This window comes from Nonomuraea sp. NPDC049378, assembly GCF_055586745.1.
This window is the reverse complement of the sequence record NZ_JBVJHP010000035.1, coordinates 1-15,736: the sequence shown is the minus strand read 5'-3', so window position 1 is coordinate 15,736 and position 15,736 is coordinate 1. Positions and strand designations below refer to the sequence as shown.

The window sequence follows — 15,736 nt, the reverse complement described above, 5'->3', positions numbered from 1 at the left end:
ACACTATGGCGTCACCACTTAACGCGGCAAGGCGGCACGCCGAGGGTGCCGCACACCGCAAAGACTATAGATCACTGCCGGGCCCGTGGATGCGCCGCGGCGTAGACCTCGCGGAGCTTGTCGACCGTGACCAGGGTGTAGACCTGGGTGGTCGTCACCGAGGCGTGGCCGAGCAATTCCTGGACCACCCTAACGTCCGCGCCGCCGTCCAAGAGATGAGTTGCGAAGGAATGTCGGAGAACATGGGGAGATATCTGTTTTAGCCCGGCTCGTTCGGCGGCCGCGTGCAGCACCTCCCACGCTCCCTGCCTGGTCAGACGGCCTCCCCTGGCGTTCAGGAAGACGGCCGGCGTGCCGCGCCCGTGGGCCAGCAGGCCGGGCCGGGCGCGGACGAGGTAGGCGTCGAGGGCGGAGCGGGCATAGCGCCCCAGCGGCACGACGCGGGTGCGGCCGCCCTTCCCGCGCAGGCGCACCTGCTCGTCCTCGAGGTCGTCCACGGCCAGCCCGACGGCCTCCGAGATGCGGGCGCCCGTGCCGTACAGGACCTCCAGCAGGGCGCGGTTGCGCAGCGTGAGAGGCGCTCCGTCCGGGCCCGAGGCGGCGATCAGCCGCTCGACCTCGTCGACGGCGATGGCCTTCGGGAGCCTGCGCATCGGGCGCGGCGGGCGTACCTCGTGGGCGGGGTTGTGGGCCGTGACGCCTTCGCGCAGAGCGAAACGGTGCAGCCCGCGCACGGCCGACAGGGCGCGGGCGGCGGAGCTGGCGACGAGCGCCGGGTGTTCCCCGTCGCCCTCGCGCAGCGCGGCGAGGAAGGCCAGGACGTCCGCCTCGCCCACCTCGTGGAGCTCCAGGCGCCCGCGCGCCCGCAGGTGCTCGTAGTAGCGCCGCAGGTCACGACGGTAGGACGCGAGCGTGTTGGCAGCCACGCCCTGCTCCACCGCCAGATGGGCGAGGTAGCTGGAGAGCACGGCCTCCACGATCGGTCCTTCCGTCACGCCTCCGGGGCGTCGGCGGGGCGCAACAGGGCGAGTCCCTCAACCGAAGCCGCGTACGCGGCGAGGATACCGGCCACGGCCGGGGAATTGTGGATCATTCCCATGAGCGCCTTTTCTACCGCGTCGGGCAGAGGGACCCATTCAACCGGCATGTCGATTTCTTCGTGCCGGTGCACGAAGCCGTTCTCCTCGTCGGGGATCTTGGTCAGGTCGCGGGCCAGGAACACCCTGATGCGCTCGTCGCTCATGCCGGGAGAGGTGCGCAGGTCGACGAGCGTGTGCCAGGTGGCGGCGCGGTAGCCGGCCTCCTCGGCGAGCTCGCGCGCGGCCGCGTCGACCAGCGGCTCGCCCGGCACGTCGCGGATGCCGGCGGGCAGTTCCCACATCAGGCGGCGGGTGGGGTGACGGTATTGCCTGATGAGCAGGACGCGGTCCTGGTCGTCGAGCGCGAGCACGGCGACGGCCCCGGGATGGATCACGTAGTCACGCTCGGCCGCCTCGTCGCGCGGCATCCTGACGGTGTCGGTGACCACCTTGATGACGTGGCCCTCGAACCGCTGCTTCGTCTCGAGCACGTCCCACGACTCGGGCGTGTCCCTGATCACGCCCGGCACGAGCCGGTCGGGCGAACCGTCGCCGCCGGCGGTCACTGGCCCACCGTCGTCGCGCCCACGCGGCCGTCGGCGTAGGCCAGGGCCGCGCCGATGAGACCTTTGAACATCGGGTTGGCCCGGGTGGGCCGGGAGCGGAACTCCGGATGCGCCTGGGTGCCGATGAAGAACGGGTGGATGTCGGGGGGCAGCTCGGTGTACTCGACCAGGCGGCCGTCGGGCGACACGCCGGAGAAGACGAGGCCGACCTTCTCCAGCTGCTCGCGGTAGGCGTTGTTGACTTCGTAGCGGTGGCGGTGGCGCTCGTCGGCCTTGGCCACGCCGCCGTAGAGCTGCCGGGCGAGGGTGCCCTCGGCGAGCTTGGCGGTGTAGCTGCCCAGCCGCATCGTGCCGCCCATGTCACGCTCGCCGGCGACGACGTCCTCCTGGTCGGCCATGGTGGAGATGACCGGGTGCTTGGTGTCGGGGTCGAACTCCGTGGAGTTGGCGTCCTCGACGCCCGCCATGTTGCGGGCGGCCTCGATGACCATGCCCTGCATGCCGAGGCAGATGCCGAGCAGCGGGATCTTGCCCTCGCGGGCGTGGCGGATGGCGCCGATCTTCCCCTCGATGCCGCGCACGCCGAACCCGCCGGGGATCAGCACGCCGTCGACGCCGTCGAGCTCGCGCGCGGCGCCCTCGGGGGTCTCGCAGTCGTCGCTCTTGACCCACCGGATGTTGACCCGCGCGTCGTTGGCGAACCCGCCGGCCCGCAGGGCCTCGGTCACCGAGAGGTACGCGTCCGGCAAATCAATATATTTCCCCACAAGGGCGACAGTGGCTTCCCTCGCCGGGCGGTGCACGCGGCGCAGGAGCTGCTCCCACTCCTTCCAGTCGACGTCACGGAAGGGCAGGCCGAGCCGGCGCACCACGTACGCGTCGAGGCCCTCGGAGTGGAGCACCTTGGGGATGTCGTAGATCGAGGCCGCGTCCACGCAGGAGACGACGGCGTCCTCGTCGACGTCGCACATCAGGCTGATCTTGCGCTTGATCGACGTCTGCACGGGCCGGTCGGAGCGCAGCACGATCGCGTCCGGCTGGATGCCGATGCTGCGCAGCGCGGCCACGCTGTGCTGCGTCGGCTTGGTCTTGAGCTCTCCAGAGGGCCCGATGTACGGCAGCAGCGAGACGTGCAGGAAGAAGACGTTGTCGCGCCCCACCTCGTGCCTGATCTGCCGCACGGCCTCCAGGAAGGGCAGCGACTCGATGTCGCCCACCGTGCCGCCGACCTCGGTGATGACGACGTCCACCTCGGGACCGGCCATGCCCCTGATCCGGTCCTTGATCTCGTTGGTGATGTGCGGGATGACCTGGACGGTGTCGCCCAGGTATTCGCCCCGCCGCTCCTTGGCGATGACGTTGGAGTAGACCTGCCCGGTGGTGACGTTGGCCGAACCGTGCAGGTCGGTGTCGAGGAACCGCTCGTAGTGGCCGACGTCGAGGTCGGTCTCCGCGCCGTCGTCGGTGACGAAGACCTCGCCGTGCTGGAACGGGTTCATCGTGCCGGGGTCGACGTTGAGATAGGGGTCGAGCTTCTGCATGGTGACCCTGAGACCGCGCCCTTTGAGCAGGCGACCGAGGCTGGATGCCGTGAGGCCCTTGCCGAGACTGGAGGCGACACCGCCGGTGACGAACAGATGCTTGGTTTGCGATGCGCTGCGCAAAGGGGCTCCCGTGGCTCGAGGTGTGGTCGAAGTGTCCACGGGCTCTCAGGATATCAAACAACGCCCCTCACATGGGCGAACGGCATGACCTGAGGGTAACTTTGGACTCTATGTCACTCGTACGGCGGGCAACGGGCGCGCTGATTCACCGTGTCTACCGGGCGATCCGCCGCGCGGGCGCGATCACTCCGGCCAGTCCGGCGGGCCACCGGTTCCGCCGGCTCGGCGACGGGGTCAGCATCGCGTTCCCCCCTGGCGCGATCTTCGGCGAGCAGTGGATCGAGATCGGCGACCACACCCTGATCGGCGAACGGGTGTCGCTCTCGTGCGGCATGGGCCCGGGCGTGGACCTCGGCCCGGGATCGATCCTGCGCATCGGCGGCGGCTGCTCGATCGGCCGGGGCACGCACATCGTGGCCCACCAGTCGATCGACGTGGGCGACGACGTCTTCACCGGCCCGTACGTCTACATCACCGACCAGAACCACGTCTACGACGACCCCGACGTGCCGATCGGCAGGCAGTGGCCGCGCAACAGCCCGGTCTCGATCGGCTCGGGCTCGTGGCTGGGCGCCGGCGCGATCGTCCTGCCCGGCACGACACTCGGCCGCCAGTGCGTGGTGGCCGCCGGGGCGGTGGTGCGCGGCGAGTTCCCCGACCACAGCGTGGTGGCCGGGGTGCCGGCCAGGCGGGTACGCGGTTACACGGCCGAGTTAGGCTGGCACGCCCCCGACGTCGTCATGGCCGACAGCGGATCCTGATCTGGACCGAACATCGTTCTGACGGTTAGCGTCACATCATGCGAACCGCCATCTGCGAACGCCTGGGCATCGAGTTCCCCCTGTTCGCGTTCAGCCACTGCCGCGACGTGGTGGCCGCGGTGACGAACGCGGGCGGCTTCGGGGTGCTGGGCGCGATCGCGTACTCGCCCGACCGGCTCGACACCGAGCTCACCTGGATCGACGAGCGGGTGGGCGGCCGGCCGTACGGCGTCGACGTGCTCGTGCCGGGCAAGGTCGACGCCTCCGCGCTCGACCGGCGCGCGCACCTCATGGACTTCATCCCCGAGCGGCACCGCGACTTCGTCACCCACCTGCTGTCCAAATACGGCGTGGGCGCGGCACCGCAGCCGATGACGGCGGTGGCCGACGAGTTCGGCCGGCGGGTGACGGCGTCGGGGGCGACAGGGCTGATCGACGTCGCGCTCGAACACCGGATCGGGCTGATCGCCAGCGCTCTGGGCCCGCCGCCGCCCGAGATGGTGGCCAGAGCCAGGGAGGCGGGCGTGCCGGTGGCCGCGCTGGTCGGCACGGTCGAGCACGCGCGCAGGCAGGTCGCGGCGGGCGCGGACCTCATCGTGGCACAGGGCACCGAGGCGGGCGGGCACACCGGCGAGATCTCCACCATGGTGCTGGTGCCGCAGGTCGTGGACGCGGTGGGGCCGGTGCCCGTGCTGGCGGCGGGCGGCATCGCGTCGGGGCGGCAGATGGCCGCGGCCATGGCGCTCGGCGCGGACGGCGTGTGGTGCGGCTCGGTCTGGCTCACGACGGAGGAGGCGGAGACGCCGCCCGCGGTCAAGCGCAAGTTCCTGGCGGCCTCGTCGCTGGACACGGTCAGGTCCAGGTCCCGTACGGGCAAGCCGGCCAGGCAGCTCCGGTCGGCCTGGACCGACGAGTGGGACTCCAGCCAGGAGAGCCCCGGCCCGCTGGGGATGCCGCTGCAGCTGCTGGTGGCCGAGGGGGCCATGGCGCGCATCGCGGCGGCGGCGGAGAAGGGCGAGCCGGGGGCGGTGGAACTGGTCAACTACTACGTAGGGCAGGTCGTGGGCCAGCTCGACCAGGTCAAACCGGCCAGGCAGGTGGTCTACGACCTGGTCAGCGAGTTCGGTGAGGCCGTGGAGCGGCTCAGGCGCCTGTCCGGGTGACGCCCCTGACGGCCGGTCGGCGAGAATGGCGCTTCGGCGGCTCGTGGTCGCGCGCCGCGCTCCTACACCAGGGATGGGGACACCGTGGGCAAGACGTACGACAGCATCACCGACCGTTTGCGGACGTTCATCGAGGCGCAGCCCGTGTTCTTCACGGCGACCGCGCCGCTCGCCGGCGACGGCACGGTCAACCTCTCCCCCAAGGGAGTGAGCGGTTCGCTGACGGTACTCGACGAGCTGACGGTGGCCTACCTCGACTTCGCCGGCAGCAACGCGGAGACCGTCGCCCACCTGCGCGAGAACGGCCGGATCACCTTGATGTGGTGCGCCTTCCAGGGTCCTCCGACCATCGTGCGGGTGCACGGGCGCGGTGAGCCCGTCTTCAGGCACGACCCCCGGTGGGCCGAGCTGGCCGCCCGCTTCCCGACGGTCGACGCCGGCGTGCACGGGCTGCGCGCGATCGTGGTCGTCCACGCCGAGCTGATCCGCGACACCTGCGGCTTCGCGGTTCCCCTCATGTCCTACGAGCAGGACCGCGACCTGCACGCGAAGCGGTTCGCCCGGGAGGACGACGAGTCGCTCAACGCCTACTTCTCGCGCAAGGAGCACATCGCCACCAGCATCGACGGCTTGCCGGGCCTGCCGCTGCCCCTGCCCTCTCCCAGGCCGCGGGAGACCGTCGAGGGCTGACCGGGCTACGATGCGCGTGTGGTCGGGACACCGCCTCAGCTGGAGCGCGGCACCGGCGTCCCCGCGCACGTGCAGATCGAGCGGTGGTTGCTCGAGTCGATCTCCAGCGGCGAGCTGGCGCCGGGCGACCGGCTGCCCGGCGAGCGCGAGCTGGCCGGGCGGCTCGGCGTGAGCCGGATGACGCTCAGGCAGGCGCTGGCCACGCTCGAACGCGACGGCGTGCTCATCAGGACGCCCGGCAGGACGGGCGGCGCGTTCGTGGCCGAGCCGCGCATCGAGTGCGACCTGACCGGGCTGACGGGGTTCACCGAGCAGATGCGGCGGGCGCACCTCCGGGCCGAGGCGCGCATCCTGGTGGCGGCGACGGTGCCCGCGCCCGCCGCGGTGGCCACGGCGCTGCGGGTCGCTCCCGGCTCGCCGGTGCACGAGGTGGCCAGGGTGCGCTCGGCGCGGTCGGCCAGGGGCCGGTCGCCGGTGGCGCTCGAACGCTCCTACTTCCCCGACCTGCCCGGCCTGCTCGACGAGGACCTGACCGGCTCCCTCTACGCGCTGCTCGCCGGCCGCTACGACCTGGCGCCGCGCACGGCCGTCGAGCGGCTCGACCCGGTGATCGCCCGTCCAGTCGAGGCCGCGGAACTGGGCACGACGCCGGGCGCGCCGCTCATGCTGATCGAGCGCACGGCGTACGCGGAGGGCGGCATGCCCGTGGAGTTCGCCCGCGACCTGTTCCGCCCCGACCGGGTGCGGATCTCGGTGCGCAGCGGCGTCACGGAACCAGCGGGGTCCTGACCACGGTGCCCGGCACCCAGGCGCCCTCGACCTCGATCTCCACCCCGGCCCCCGGCTCGACCGGCAGGTACGCGTACGCGATCGACTGCCTGGCGGTGTAGCCGTACCCGCCGGAGGTGACGCGGGCCAGCACCTGGCCGTCCACCCGGACCGGCTCGTTGCCGAGCGCGACCGCCTTCGGGTCGCTCAGCGTCACACAGCGCAGCCGCCTCCCGGGGGCGGGGTCGAGGGCGTCCCTGCCGAGGAAGTCCTTGTCCGGCTTGACGCAGAACCCCAGCCCCGCCTCGTACGGCGTGGTCTCCGGCCCGATGTCGGCGCCCCACACCCGGTAGCCCTTCTCGAGCCGGAGGCTGTCGATGGCGCGGTAGCCGCAGGCCGCCATCCCGTGCGGTTCGCCCGCCTCCCACAGCGCCTGCCACAGGGCGAGCCCGTACTCGCTGGAGCAGTAGAGCTCCCAGCCGTGCTCCCCCACGAACGTCACCCGCAGCGCCAGCACCGGCACGTCGCCCACGGTGAGCTCCCGTGACGACATGAACGGGAAGTCGAGCGGGTCGGGGGTGAGGCCGGACAGGATGTCGCGGGCGCGCGGCCCCCACAGGGCGAGGCAGGCGTACTGGCCGGTGACGTCGGCGATCCTGGCGGCCGAGCCCGTGAGCGCGGCCTGCTTGCGCAGCCAGCCGAGGTCGTGGGTGCCGCACGCGGTGCCGGTGACGATGAGGAACTCCTCCTCGCCGCGCCGGGTGACGGTGAAGTCGCACTCGATGCCGCCGCGCCGGTTGAGCGCCTGGGTGTAGGTGACGGCGCCGACCTCGCGGGCGACCCGGTTGTCGCACACCCACTCCAGCAGGGTGGCCGCGCCGGGACCGGTGACCTCGATCTTGGCGAACGAGCTCTCGTCGAACAGCCCCGCGGCCGTGCGCGTGGCCCGGTGCTCGGCCCCGGTCGCCGGCGACCACTCGCGGCCCGCCCAGCCCGCGGGGCGCTCGCCGCCGTCCCCGCCGGCTTCGTTGGCCGCGTAGTGGTTGACCCGCTCCCAGCCCGCCTTCTCGCCGAAGACGGCCCCGTGGCGCTGGTGCCACGCGTACGCGGGCGAGACCCGCAGCGGCCGTCCGGCCGACCGCTCGTGGCCGGGGTAGCGGATGTCGTAGTACGTCTCGTAGTTCTCGACCGCGCGCTTGATCGTGTACGACGGCGAGCGGTAGTGGCGGCCGAAACGGCGGATGTCCATGTGCCGGACGTCCATGGCGGGCTCGCCCTCGACGATCCACTCCGCCATCACCTTGCCGATGCCGCCGGCGCCGGCGATGCCGTGGGCGCAGAACCCGGCCGCGACGAAGAACCCGCCCACCTCCGTCTCCCCCAGGCAGAACTCGTTGTCCGGGGTGAAGGCCTCTGGCCCGTTGATCAGCTTGCGGATGCCGACGTCGGCCATCGCCGGCACGCGGATCCTGGAGTTGTCGGAGATCTCCTCGAATCTCGCCCAGTCCTCGGGCAGGAGGCGGCCGTTGAAGTCGGGCGGCACCGCGTCGAAGGTGTCGTGACCGGCCGTCCAGGGCGCGCACGTGCGCTCGTAGCCGCCCATGACCAGGCCCTGCACCTCCTGCCGGTAGTAGACGAGCAGGTCGGGGTCGCGCAGCGTGGGCAGGCCCTGGTGGTCGTGGAAGGCGTCGGTCACCACGTACTGGTGGGACATCGGCACGATCGGGACGCGCACGCCGGCCATGCGCCCGATCTCGGCGGCGAACATGCCGCCGCAGTTGACCACGATCTCGCAGTCGATGTCGCCCTGGTCGGTGCGCACGCCGGTGACCCGGCCCCGTGCGGTGGTGATGCCGAGGGCGCGTGTCTTGGTGCGCAGCCTCGCCCCGCCCTCGCGTGCGCGCGCGGCCAGCGCGTAGCAGAGCTGGGAGGGGTCCACCTGCCCGTCCGTGGGCAGGTACGCGGCCCCCACGACCCCTTCAGGGTCCATGAGGGGGAACAGCTCGACGGCCTCCGCCACCGAGATCTCCCGCAGCGGCAGCCCGAACGTGCGCGCCCAGCCGATCTGGCGGCGGATCTCCGCCATGCGCTCGGGCGTGGAGGCCAGCTTGATGCCGCCGCACTCCGTCCAGCCGGCGTCGAGGGTGCGGTAGAGCTCGACGGAGTACTGGTTCATCCGGGTCAGCGTCGGGTCGGCGCGCAGCTGGCCGACCAGGCCCGCGGAGTGGAAGGTGGAGCCGCTGGTGAGCTCGTCCCGATCCAGCAGGACGACGTCGCGTTCGCCTAGTTGGGTGAGGTGGTAGGCGACGGACGTGCCGCCCACCCCACCACCGATGATCACGATGCGGGCCGAGTCGCTCATGGTCGCGAGGCTAACCGCCGTACCATAAAAGGTCTAGACCGTTTAGGCCGGTGGAGCTAGCATCGACCATGGCCGTTGCCCAGGTCCTCGATCGCATCCCCCTGCTGTCCGGCGTGCCACGAGCCGTGGAGGAGCTGCCAGGGGGGTTGACCAATCGCAACTATAAGGTGACCACGCCCGGCGGCACGTATGTCGTGCGCGTGTCGGCCAGCGACGGCGCGCTGCTGGCCATCGACAGGGACGCCGAGCACGCCAACTCGCTGGCCGCGGCGCGCGCCGGGGTCGGCGCGCCGGTGCACGCGTACCTGCCCGGCCAGGGGGTGCTGGTCGTGGGCTACCTCGAGGCGCGCACGTTCACCGAGGCGGATCTGCACGATCCGGCCAACCTGCCGAGGGTGGCGGAGGTGTGCCGGCGGCTGCACGCCGGGCCGCGGTTCGTGAGCGACTTCGACATGTTCGACGTGCAGCGGCGCTATCTGGAGATCGTTCAGGAACGCGGCTTCCGGCTTCCGGCCAGATACCTCGAGTTCATGCCCATCGTTGCCGAGATCCGGAAATGTCTGGCTATACGGGATGAAGGCACGGTTCCGTGTAACAACGACCTCCTGCCCGGCAACATCCTCGACGACGGCCGGCGCCTCTGGCTGATCGACTACGAGTACGCCGGCAACAACGACCCCTGTTTCGAGCTCGGCAACGTCTGGAGCGAGTCCGACCTGCCGTCCGGCCACCTGGAGGCGCTCGTCACCGCTTACTACGGCCGCCCGCTCCGCCACAAGATCGCCCGCGCCCGCCTGCTCGGCCTCATGTCCAAGTACGGCTGGACACTCTGGGCCTCCATCCAGGACAGCGCGAACGCGAGCATCGACTTCGACTTCTGGTCCTGGGGGATGGAGAAGTACGAGCGGGCGGTGGCCGAGTTCACCGGTCCCGCCCTGGCGGGCCTCATGGACGACGCGGCCCGGGCAGACTAGGGGCATGCTCGCCGCTCTGACCGGTCTGGGCCTGTCCACGGCCGCCGGGCTCAACGCCTACATCCCGCTCCTCGTCGTGGGCGTGCTCGCCAACGTCACCGACGCCGTGAAGCTCCCCGACGGCTACGCCTGGCTGTCCAACTGGGGCGTGCTCGCCGTGATCGCGGTGCTGCTGATCGCGGAGACGGTCCTCGACAAGGTCCCCGCCGTCGACAGCGTCAACGACGCCATCCAGACCGTGGTCCGCCCGGCGTCGGGCGGCGTGGTGTTCTCCGCCACCAGCGCCGCCGCCGAACTCGACCGGTCGACCTGGATGGCCGAGCACCCGTGGGCCGGATGGCTGCTGGGCATCGTGATGGCGCTGGCCGTCCACGTGGTCAAGACCACCGCCCGGCCGGTGATCAACGTCGGCACGGCCGGGACCGGCGCGCCGGTCGTGAGCACGGCGGAGGACGCGGGCGCGCTCGGCATGAGCCTCGTCGCGATCTTCCTGCCCGTCCTCGTGATCGTCGCGCTGCTGCTGCTCGCCGTCCTGAGCTGGTGGCTGATCAGGAAAGTACGCCGCCGCCGCGCCCGCGGACGGGCGGCCGGAGGAGCGCCCCCGGCCCGAAGCCGCCCCCCGGCGTGAGGCCGCCCCCGGCCTGAGCACGCCACCCGACCTGGCCCCGGGCCACTCACCGGGCCGCTCACCGGGCCGCTCACCGGGCCGCTCACCGGACCGCTCACCGGGCCGGCCACCGGCCGGTCATGTGCGCAGGCGGGCCACCCACCCCTCCACCAGGCGGACGAACTCGGCGGCCCGTTCCTCGTGCAGCCGGTGGCTCGAACCCTCCCAGCACACCACCTTCGAGGCCGGATCGCTCAGCAGCCCGGCCTCCCAGCGCGCCCGGCCCGGATCCGACCAGATCGACAACACCGGGCACCGCCTGCGCGCCAGGTAATCGTCGGAGGCCGGCCGCACCCCGATCGCGCCCGGACCGGTGAACATCGCCTCGAACGCCTCCGCCAGCACGTGCGGCGGCATGGCGTGCAACCGGCGCTTGTGCCAGCGCCTGATGACGGCGGGGGTGGCGGCGTTCGTGCACCACTCGTCGATCTGCTCGGCGACCGCGTGCGCGTGCTCGCCACGCAGGCCCGCGATCATCTGGGGGAAGCCGGCGGCGACGTCCTCCGTCATGCCGTAGCCGGGGTCGACGGCGACGATCCCGCGTACCCGCCCGGGATGTTCGACGGCGAGGATGGACACCACCTGGGCCCCCATCGAGTGCCCGGCCACGGTCGCCTGCGGGATGCCGAGGTGGTCGCCGAGCAGGGCGTGCAGGTCCCCGGCCATCGCGCGGGGGGTGTTGCCGGTCTCAGGAACCGACGAGTAACCGTGGCCGCGCAGATCGACGGCGATCACGCGGTGCCGGGCGGCCAGCGCGTCGATGTGCCACGACCACTGGTGCGAGTCGGCGCCCCACCCGTGTACGAGCAGCAGCGGCGGCCCGTCACCGTCATCGGTGTAGAAGAGCCGGACATCCTCCCCGACGTCGGCGTACGGCATCGGCCTACCGCTTCCCTTCCGGCTGTTCCTCGTCCGGCCCGGTCCCGTCCCGCGGGCCCTCGTCCTGCCGGTTACCCTCCATGCGGCTTCTGTCAGGGCGGAGCAGCAGCGCGGCCTCCCCCGCCGTCAGCCCTCCGTCGACGGCCAGCTCGGCCCCCGTCACGTACGAGGCCGCGTCGGACAGCAGGAAGGCGATCGTCTCCGCGACCTCCTCCGGCTCCCCCCAGCGCCCGGCCGGGGCCAGCGGGAAGGTGCCGTCGCCGGACACCGCGCCGAGCGGCTCGGTCATCGTTGTGACGATCATCCCGGGATGCACGGAGTTGACCCGGATGCGGTGCCGCCCGAACTCCAACGCCGCGATCTTGGTCAGCCCGCGCACCCCCCATTTCGAGGCGCCGTAGCCGCCCGTGCCGGGCAGGGCGCTGAGGCCGGCGACCGACGACAGGTTCACGATCGCACCGCCGCCCGACTCCCGCATGGGCCCCACCACCGCCTTGAGACCAAGGAAGACGCCGAGCAGGTTGACCCGCAGCACGTTCTCGAACTCCTCGGCCGACTGCTGCTCGATCATCAGCATGGTGGCGATGCCGGCGTTGTTCACAAGCCCGTCGAGCCGCCCGTGCTCGTCGACCGTCCGGGCGACCACCGCCGCCCACTGATCCTGGTCCCGCACATCGTGGGCGACGAACCGGGCGTCTAATTCCTTGGCCGTCGCCGTACCCTCCTCGACCAGCACGTCCGTGAGGACCACCCGCGCCCCCGCCGCGGCACACCGCCGCGCTGTCGCCGCCCCCATCCCCCTCGCACCACCAGTGACGATCACAACCTTGTCCTCAAGCACCGCCCTGTTCCCTTCTGCCGCACAACGCCTCTGGTCGCGTCGCCGGCAGGCGTGACCCGCCGCCCGGCGACCGATGCCGATGGTGAACTGAAACACAGGCCAAACTGATCGATCAAGAGCCGCTCCGGCCAGGCACCCCAGACCCGCCCGGCCGGACTATCCTTCACATCAACAACCCCGACAGGAGGTGGCGGAGATCAGCGAAATCCTTCTCATCGCCCTGGTGATCCTGGCGTTCCTCCTGTTGCTGGGCGGCGTCGGCATCTACGTGCTGGTCAAGCTGGGCAAGAAGGCCGCCGTCAAGGCCAGGGAGGCCACGACCCGGATCACCACGCACGTCAACGCGATGGGCACGGGCCAGGCCGCCGAGACCGAGCGCCTCCGGCTCGACCTGCGCCGCGAGATGACCCTCACCCGCCAGGCCGTCGACCAGGCCCAGCGCCAGGGGTGGGGCCTGGGCGACCTGCCGAGGATCATGGCCGACCTGACGAAGCACGTCGACACGCACGACGAGCAGCTGGCGATGTTCGCCCAGCAGCAGCGCGTGTCCCCCTACGTCGACCACGTCACCCTCGACCGGCTCAGGCAGCACCAGGCCACGCTGACGGCCACGTGCGCCCGCATCCGTACCGGCCTGCTCAATGACCAGGTCCACCACACCGCGTCCGGCATCGCCGACCTGACCTCCCGCACCGACCTGGAGATCGAGGCCCGGCGCCGCGACCCCGACCCGCTGGACGAGATCGACGACCTCTACCGCCGCACGATGGAGGAGCGCAGGAACGAGCCCTGACCATCGCTCGTCGTGACACGTGTACGCGCCGGGCGAGGAGGGACTTCCGATGACCACGGCCCTCCCGGAGTGGTTCTACCCAGGCCCTCCCGGTGGCTGGACCGCCGACATGCTCGATCACCTTCCCCCTGACGCGCCCCGGCACGTCGAGCTGATCGACGGGTCACTCGTCATGAGGCCACCGCAGACGGCCCTCCACATGCTCACACTCCGGCTGTTCGAGACGGAGCTCAGGCCGCCGGCGCATCTGGCGGTCGTTCGCGAGATGACGGTCACGCTGGGCATGCGTCAGCGTCCTGAACCAGACATCCTCCTGGTCAAGAAGCCCGCGATCAGCGCGTCGACCACATCCTTCCGACCGGACGATGTGCACCTCGTGGCTGAAGTGGTGTCGGAGGAATCCGTGGAGAGGGATCGGACCACCAAACCGATCAAATACTCCAACGCCGGCATCAAGCACTTCTGGCGCGTCGAACAGGAAGACGGCGCGCCCGTCGTCTACACCTTCGAGCTTGAGCCTGCGGTCAAGGTGTATGTCCCCACAGGCATCCATCGCGAGCGCCTGCAGCTCAACGTGGGATTCGAGGTGGATCTCGATCTCACCTTGCCATGGCCGCCCGCCTAGGGGTCCGTTCCCCAGTCACCGAAGATGACCGCGACCAGCTCCGCCTCGGAAGCGCCCCTGCCCACCATGGCCTTGGTGGCCTGAGCCTGCTCGACGGTGGGCAGCCGGCCGTCCAGGAGCACGGGCAGCGAAAGGCGCCGCAGCAGCACCTCCGACGCCGAGATCCCGTACGGGCGGCGCGTCACGGCCACGTTGACCCGCAGCGCGTGCTCGTTGCCCGGCGGCACGTCCGGGCGGTCGATCTCGATGGCCGCGTAGCGGAAACCGTTGGCCAGGTCGCAGGGGGCGCATCCGGCCGGGCCCCTGCTGAGCCGGCCGCCGCACTCCGGGCAGGTCAGGCGGTCGTACGCGGCGTCCACCACGCGCCACTCATGCCGGTCCGGTTCGTCCACGACCATCTCGGCGATGAGCCGCTCGCCGGGCGGCTCCGGAGTGCCGAACTCGCGCTCCAGAAAGGCCCCCCAGCCCTCCTCCACGATCTCGTCGACCAGCCTCGCGCACCGGGCACAACCATGGGCGCCGGCCGGCTCCCACTGCGCGCACTCACCGCACCGTCGCATGCCCGCAAGGTACACGTCCGTCCGGCCGTACCGCACCGCGATATCGGGCTCCGCCCGCACATGCCGGCGGCATCCGCCCGCATCGCGACAGGCCGTTTATTCGGTTGCGGCGCTCGGGGTGGACCGGAATACTCGGGCGGAGTCGATCGCTGCGACGCGAAGGGAGGGTGAGACCGTGATGACGATTGTTCGCGTGCCGTTTTCCGCGTCCTCACCCCTTCCCACCGGGCGTTCGCTGACCTGACCGCGACGAGCCGGTGGGCCTCACTTCTGGAGCAATCCCACCGTGCCCAAGCACTCGCAACACCGCCGCCGCGGCAGGTACGCCCTCGACGCCGACGACATCGCCTGGCTGGAGAGCACCTCTTCGAGCATCTCACCGGGCACCTCCTCCGGTCTCGATGACGGCCCTCCCGAAGGTGATCGCTGGTCCACCTGGGACCAGAGCACGCCGACCGAGAAGGGCCCCAGGCCCTACCCTGACTGGCTGGTCACCGATCTGGCCGCCGTCGACACCGAGCACGGCGTGCTCAAGACCGGCAAGGAAGCCGACGTCCACCTGATCTCGCGTGGCGTGCCCGGCACCGACCGCGAGTGCCTGCTGGCCGCCAAGCGCTATCGATCCGCCGACCACCGTCTCTTCCACCGCGACGCCGGCTATCTGGAGGGACGCAGCACCCGCGAGAGCCGGATGAACCGGGCCATGGCCAACCGCACCGCCTTCGGCAAGCAGGTGATCGCCGCCCAGTGGGCGGTGGCGGAGTTCGCGGCCCTGTGCCGGTTGTGGCAGCTCGGGGTGCCGGTGCCGTATCCGGTGCAGATCGTCGGGACGGAGATCCTGGAGGAGTTCGTCGGCACGCGGGACGGCTTCGCGGCGCCGCGGCTGGCCCAGGTGACCGACGACCTGGGCGACCTGTGGGAGCAGCTGGTCGCGGCCATGGTCACCCTGGCCAGGGAAGGGCTGGCCCACGGGGACCTGTCGCCGTACAACCTCCTGGTGCACGAGGGCAGGCTGGTCATCATCGACCTTCCGCAGATCGTGGACGTGATCGCGCATCCGGCGGGCCCGTCGTTCCTCGACCGCGACGCGCGCAACGTCGCCACCTGGTTCGCCGCCAAGGGCGTCACGGCCGCCGACCCCGGCACCCTCGCCGCCCTTCTGCGGGAGGAAGCCCGGATGTGACCGCCCCCGTCGTCGCGGCCGGGGCCTGCCCCGGCCGCGACGGCCCTCCCCCCGCTGTTTCCCCCGGTTCCCCAGCGTTAGGAGGGAGATGGCCGGGCCGTCCACGCGTTGCGACCACCGACAAGGGAGCGGTTCCTTGACGCCTGTCCCGCGCACGTCGT

Annotated in this window: 16 protein-coding genes; 9 read left to right on the top strand and 7 right to left on the bottom strand. The window is 71.3% G+C overall.

Going from position 1 to position 15,736, the window contains the following annotated elements; genetic code table 11:
- Positions 1 to 71 precede the first annotated feature (71 nt).
- The 3 genes from ACZ6SA_RS45570 to ACZ6SA_RS45560 are packed head-to-tail and all read right to left on the bottom strand — an operon-like array spanning position 72 to position 3,309.
- Complete coding sequence (locus tag ACZ6SA_RS45570; RefSeq protein ID WP_347642861.1) at positions 72 to 995, bottom strand: site-specific tyrosine recombinase XerD; 924 nt, start codon at positions 993 to 995, stop codon at positions 72 to 74.
- Complete coding sequence (locus tag ACZ6SA_RS45565) at positions 992 to 1,645, bottom strand: NUDIX hydrolase (RefSeq protein ID WP_347642860.1); 654 nt, start codon at positions 1,643 to 1,645, stop codon at positions 992 to 994. Before ACZ6SA_RS45565 ends, ACZ6SA_RS45570 begins: the two co-directional genes overlap by 4 nt.
- Positions 1,642 to 3,309 carry a CTP synthase gene (locus ACZ6SA_RS45560; RefSeq protein WP_347642859.1) on the bottom strand — a complete coding sequence of 556 codons (1,668 nt, stop codon included), beginning with the start codon at positions 3,307 to 3,309 and terminating at the stop codon, positions 1,642 to 1,644. Before ACZ6SA_RS45560 ends, ACZ6SA_RS45565 begins: the two co-directional genes overlap by 4 nt.
- 110 nt (positions 3,310 to 3,419) lie before the next feature.
- Between ACZ6SA_RS45560 and ACZ6SA_RS45555 the strand changes: the two genes are divergently transcribed.
- From ACZ6SA_RS45555 to ACZ6SA_RS45540, 4 genes are all read left to right on the top strand, one after another.
- Positions 3,420 to 4,070 (top strand): acyltransferase, encoded by a 651-nt coding sequence (locus ACZ6SA_RS45555; RefSeq protein ID WP_465835465.1) that lies wholly within the window; start codon positions 3,420 to 3,422, stop codon positions 4,068 to 4,070.
- A 38-nt stretch (positions 4,071 to 4,108) separates the two neighbouring features.
- Complete coding sequence (locus ACZ6SA_RS45550) at positions 4,109 to 5,233, top strand: nitronate monooxygenase (protein WP_465835463.1); 1,125 nt, start codon at positions 4,109 to 4,111, stop codon at positions 5,231 to 5,233.
- A gap of 84 nt (positions 5,234 to 5,317) precedes the next feature.
- A complete protein-coding gene (locus ACZ6SA_RS45545) occupies positions 5,318 to 5,923 on the top strand; it encodes a pyridoxamine 5'-phosphate oxidase family protein (RefSeq protein WP_465835461.1) in 606 nt (201 codons plus the stop codon).
- 18 nt (positions 5,924 to 5,941) lie between these two features.
- A complete protein-coding gene (locus ACZ6SA_RS45540; protein ID WP_465835459.1) occupies positions 5,942 to 6,712 on the top strand; it encodes a GntR family transcriptional regulator in 771 nt (256 codons plus the stop codon).
- Here the strand turns inward: ACZ6SA_RS45540 and ACZ6SA_RS45535 are convergent.
- Positions 6,690 to 9,053: a GcvT family protein gene (locus ACZ6SA_RS45535; protein WP_465835457.1), complete on the bottom strand. Its 2,364-nt coding sequence runs from the start codon at positions 9,051 to 9,053 to the stop codon at positions 6,690 to 6,692. The two genes, ACZ6SA_RS45540 and ACZ6SA_RS45535, sit on opposite strands and share 23 nt — an antisense overlap.
- 68 nt (positions 9,054 to 9,121) lie before the next feature.
- Between ACZ6SA_RS45535 and ACZ6SA_RS45530 the strand changes: the two genes are divergently transcribed.
- Complete coding sequence (locus tag ACZ6SA_RS45530; protein ID WP_443151666.1) at positions 9,122 to 10,027, top strand: phosphotransferase; 906 nt, start codon at positions 9,122 to 9,124, stop codon at positions 10,025 to 10,027.
- 4 nt (positions 10,028 to 10,031) lie between these two features.
- Positions 10,032 to 10,655 (top strand): DUF4126 domain-containing protein, encoded by a 624-nt coding sequence (locus ACZ6SA_RS45525; RefSeq protein ID WP_347642852.1) that lies wholly within the window; start codon positions 10,032 to 10,034, stop codon positions 10,653 to 10,655.
- 117 nt (positions 10,656 to 10,772) lie between these two features.
- Here ACZ6SA_RS45525 and ACZ6SA_RS45520 read toward each other — a convergent pair whose 3' ends face one another.
- Both ACZ6SA_RS45520 and ACZ6SA_RS45515 read right to left on the bottom strand, forming a co-directional pair.
- Entirely contained in the window at positions 10,773 to 11,573 is an 801-nt protein-coding gene (locus tag ACZ6SA_RS45520; protein WP_443151668.1) for an alpha/beta fold hydrolase, read from the bottom strand.
- A gap of 4 nt (positions 11,574 to 11,577) precedes the next feature.
- Positions 11,578 to 12,414, bottom strand: a complete 837-nt coding sequence (locus ACZ6SA_RS45515) for a glucose 1-dehydrogenase (RefSeq protein WP_347642850.1) — start codon at positions 12,412 to 12,414, stop codon at positions 11,578 to 11,580.
- A 187-nt stretch (positions 12,415 to 12,601) separates the two neighbouring features.
- On the opposite strand from ACZ6SA_RS45515, the gene ACZ6SA_RS45510 reads away from it, so the two are divergent.
- Entirely contained in the window at positions 12,602 to 13,207 is a 606-nt protein-coding gene (locus ACZ6SA_RS45510; protein ID WP_347642849.1) for a hypothetical protein, read from the top strand.
- Between the two features lie 49 nt (positions 13,208 to 13,256).
- On the top strand, positions 13,257 to 13,832 hold the full coding sequence (locus ACZ6SA_RS45505) for a Uma2 family endonuclease (protein ID WP_465835453.1): 576 nt from the start codon (positions 13,257 to 13,259) through the stop codon (positions 13,830 to 13,832).
- On the opposite strand, the gene ACZ6SA_RS45500 is transcribed toward ACZ6SA_RS45505, so the two are convergent.
- Positions 13,829 to 14,392 carry a hypothetical protein gene (locus ACZ6SA_RS45500; RefSeq protein ID WP_465835451.1) on the bottom strand — a complete coding sequence of 188 codons (564 nt, stop codon included), beginning with the start codon at positions 14,390 to 14,392 and terminating at the stop codon, positions 13,829 to 13,831. The two genes, ACZ6SA_RS45505 and ACZ6SA_RS45500, sit on opposite strands and share 4 nt — an antisense overlap.
- Before the next feature lie 286 nt (positions 14,393 to 14,678).
- On the opposite strand from ACZ6SA_RS45500, the gene ACZ6SA_RS45495 reads away from it, so the two are divergent.
- Positions 14,679 to 15,575 carry a serine protein kinase RIO gene (locus tag ACZ6SA_RS45495; protein WP_465835449.1) on the top strand — a complete coding sequence of 299 codons (897 nt, stop codon included), beginning with the start codon at positions 14,679 to 14,681 and terminating at the stop codon, positions 15,573 to 15,575.
- Positions 15,576 to 15,736: the final 161 nt, after the last annotated feature.

Bases quoted from the DNA above. Each gene is read 5' to 3' on its own strand.
- ACZ6SA_RS45555 (WP_465835465.1), top strand. From the start codon at position 3,420: ATGTCACTCGTACGGCGGGCAACGGGCGCGCTGATTCACCGTGTCTAC.
- ACZ6SA_RS45550 (WP_465835463.1), top strand. From the start codon at position 4,109: ATGCGAACCGCCATCTGCGAACGCCTGGGCATCGAGTTCCCCCTGTTC.
- ACZ6SA_RS45535 (WP_465835457.1), bottom strand. From the start codon at position 9,053: ATGAGCGACTCGGCCCGCATCGTGATCATCGGTGGTGGGGTGGGCGGC.
- ACZ6SA_RS45530 (WP_443151666.1), top strand. From the start codon at position 9,122: ATGGCCGTTGCCCAGGTCCTCGATCGCATCCCCCTGCTGTCCGGCGTG.
- ACZ6SA_RS45525 (WP_347642852.1), top strand. From the start codon at position 10,032: ATGCTCGCCGCTCTGACCGGTCTGGGCCTGTCCACGGCCGCCGGGCTC.
- ACZ6SA_RS45520 (WP_443151668.1), bottom strand. From the start codon at position 11,573: ATGCCGTACGCCGACGTCGGGGAGGATGTCCGGCTCTTCTACACCGAT.
- ACZ6SA_RS45505 (WP_465835453.1), top strand. From the start codon at position 13,257: ATGACCACGGCCCTCCCGGAGTGGTTCTACCCAGGCCCTCCCGGTGGC.
- ACZ6SA_RS45500 (WP_465835451.1), bottom strand. From the start codon at position 14,392: ATGCGACGGTGCGGTGAGTGCGCGCAGTGGGAGCCGGCCGGCGCCCAT.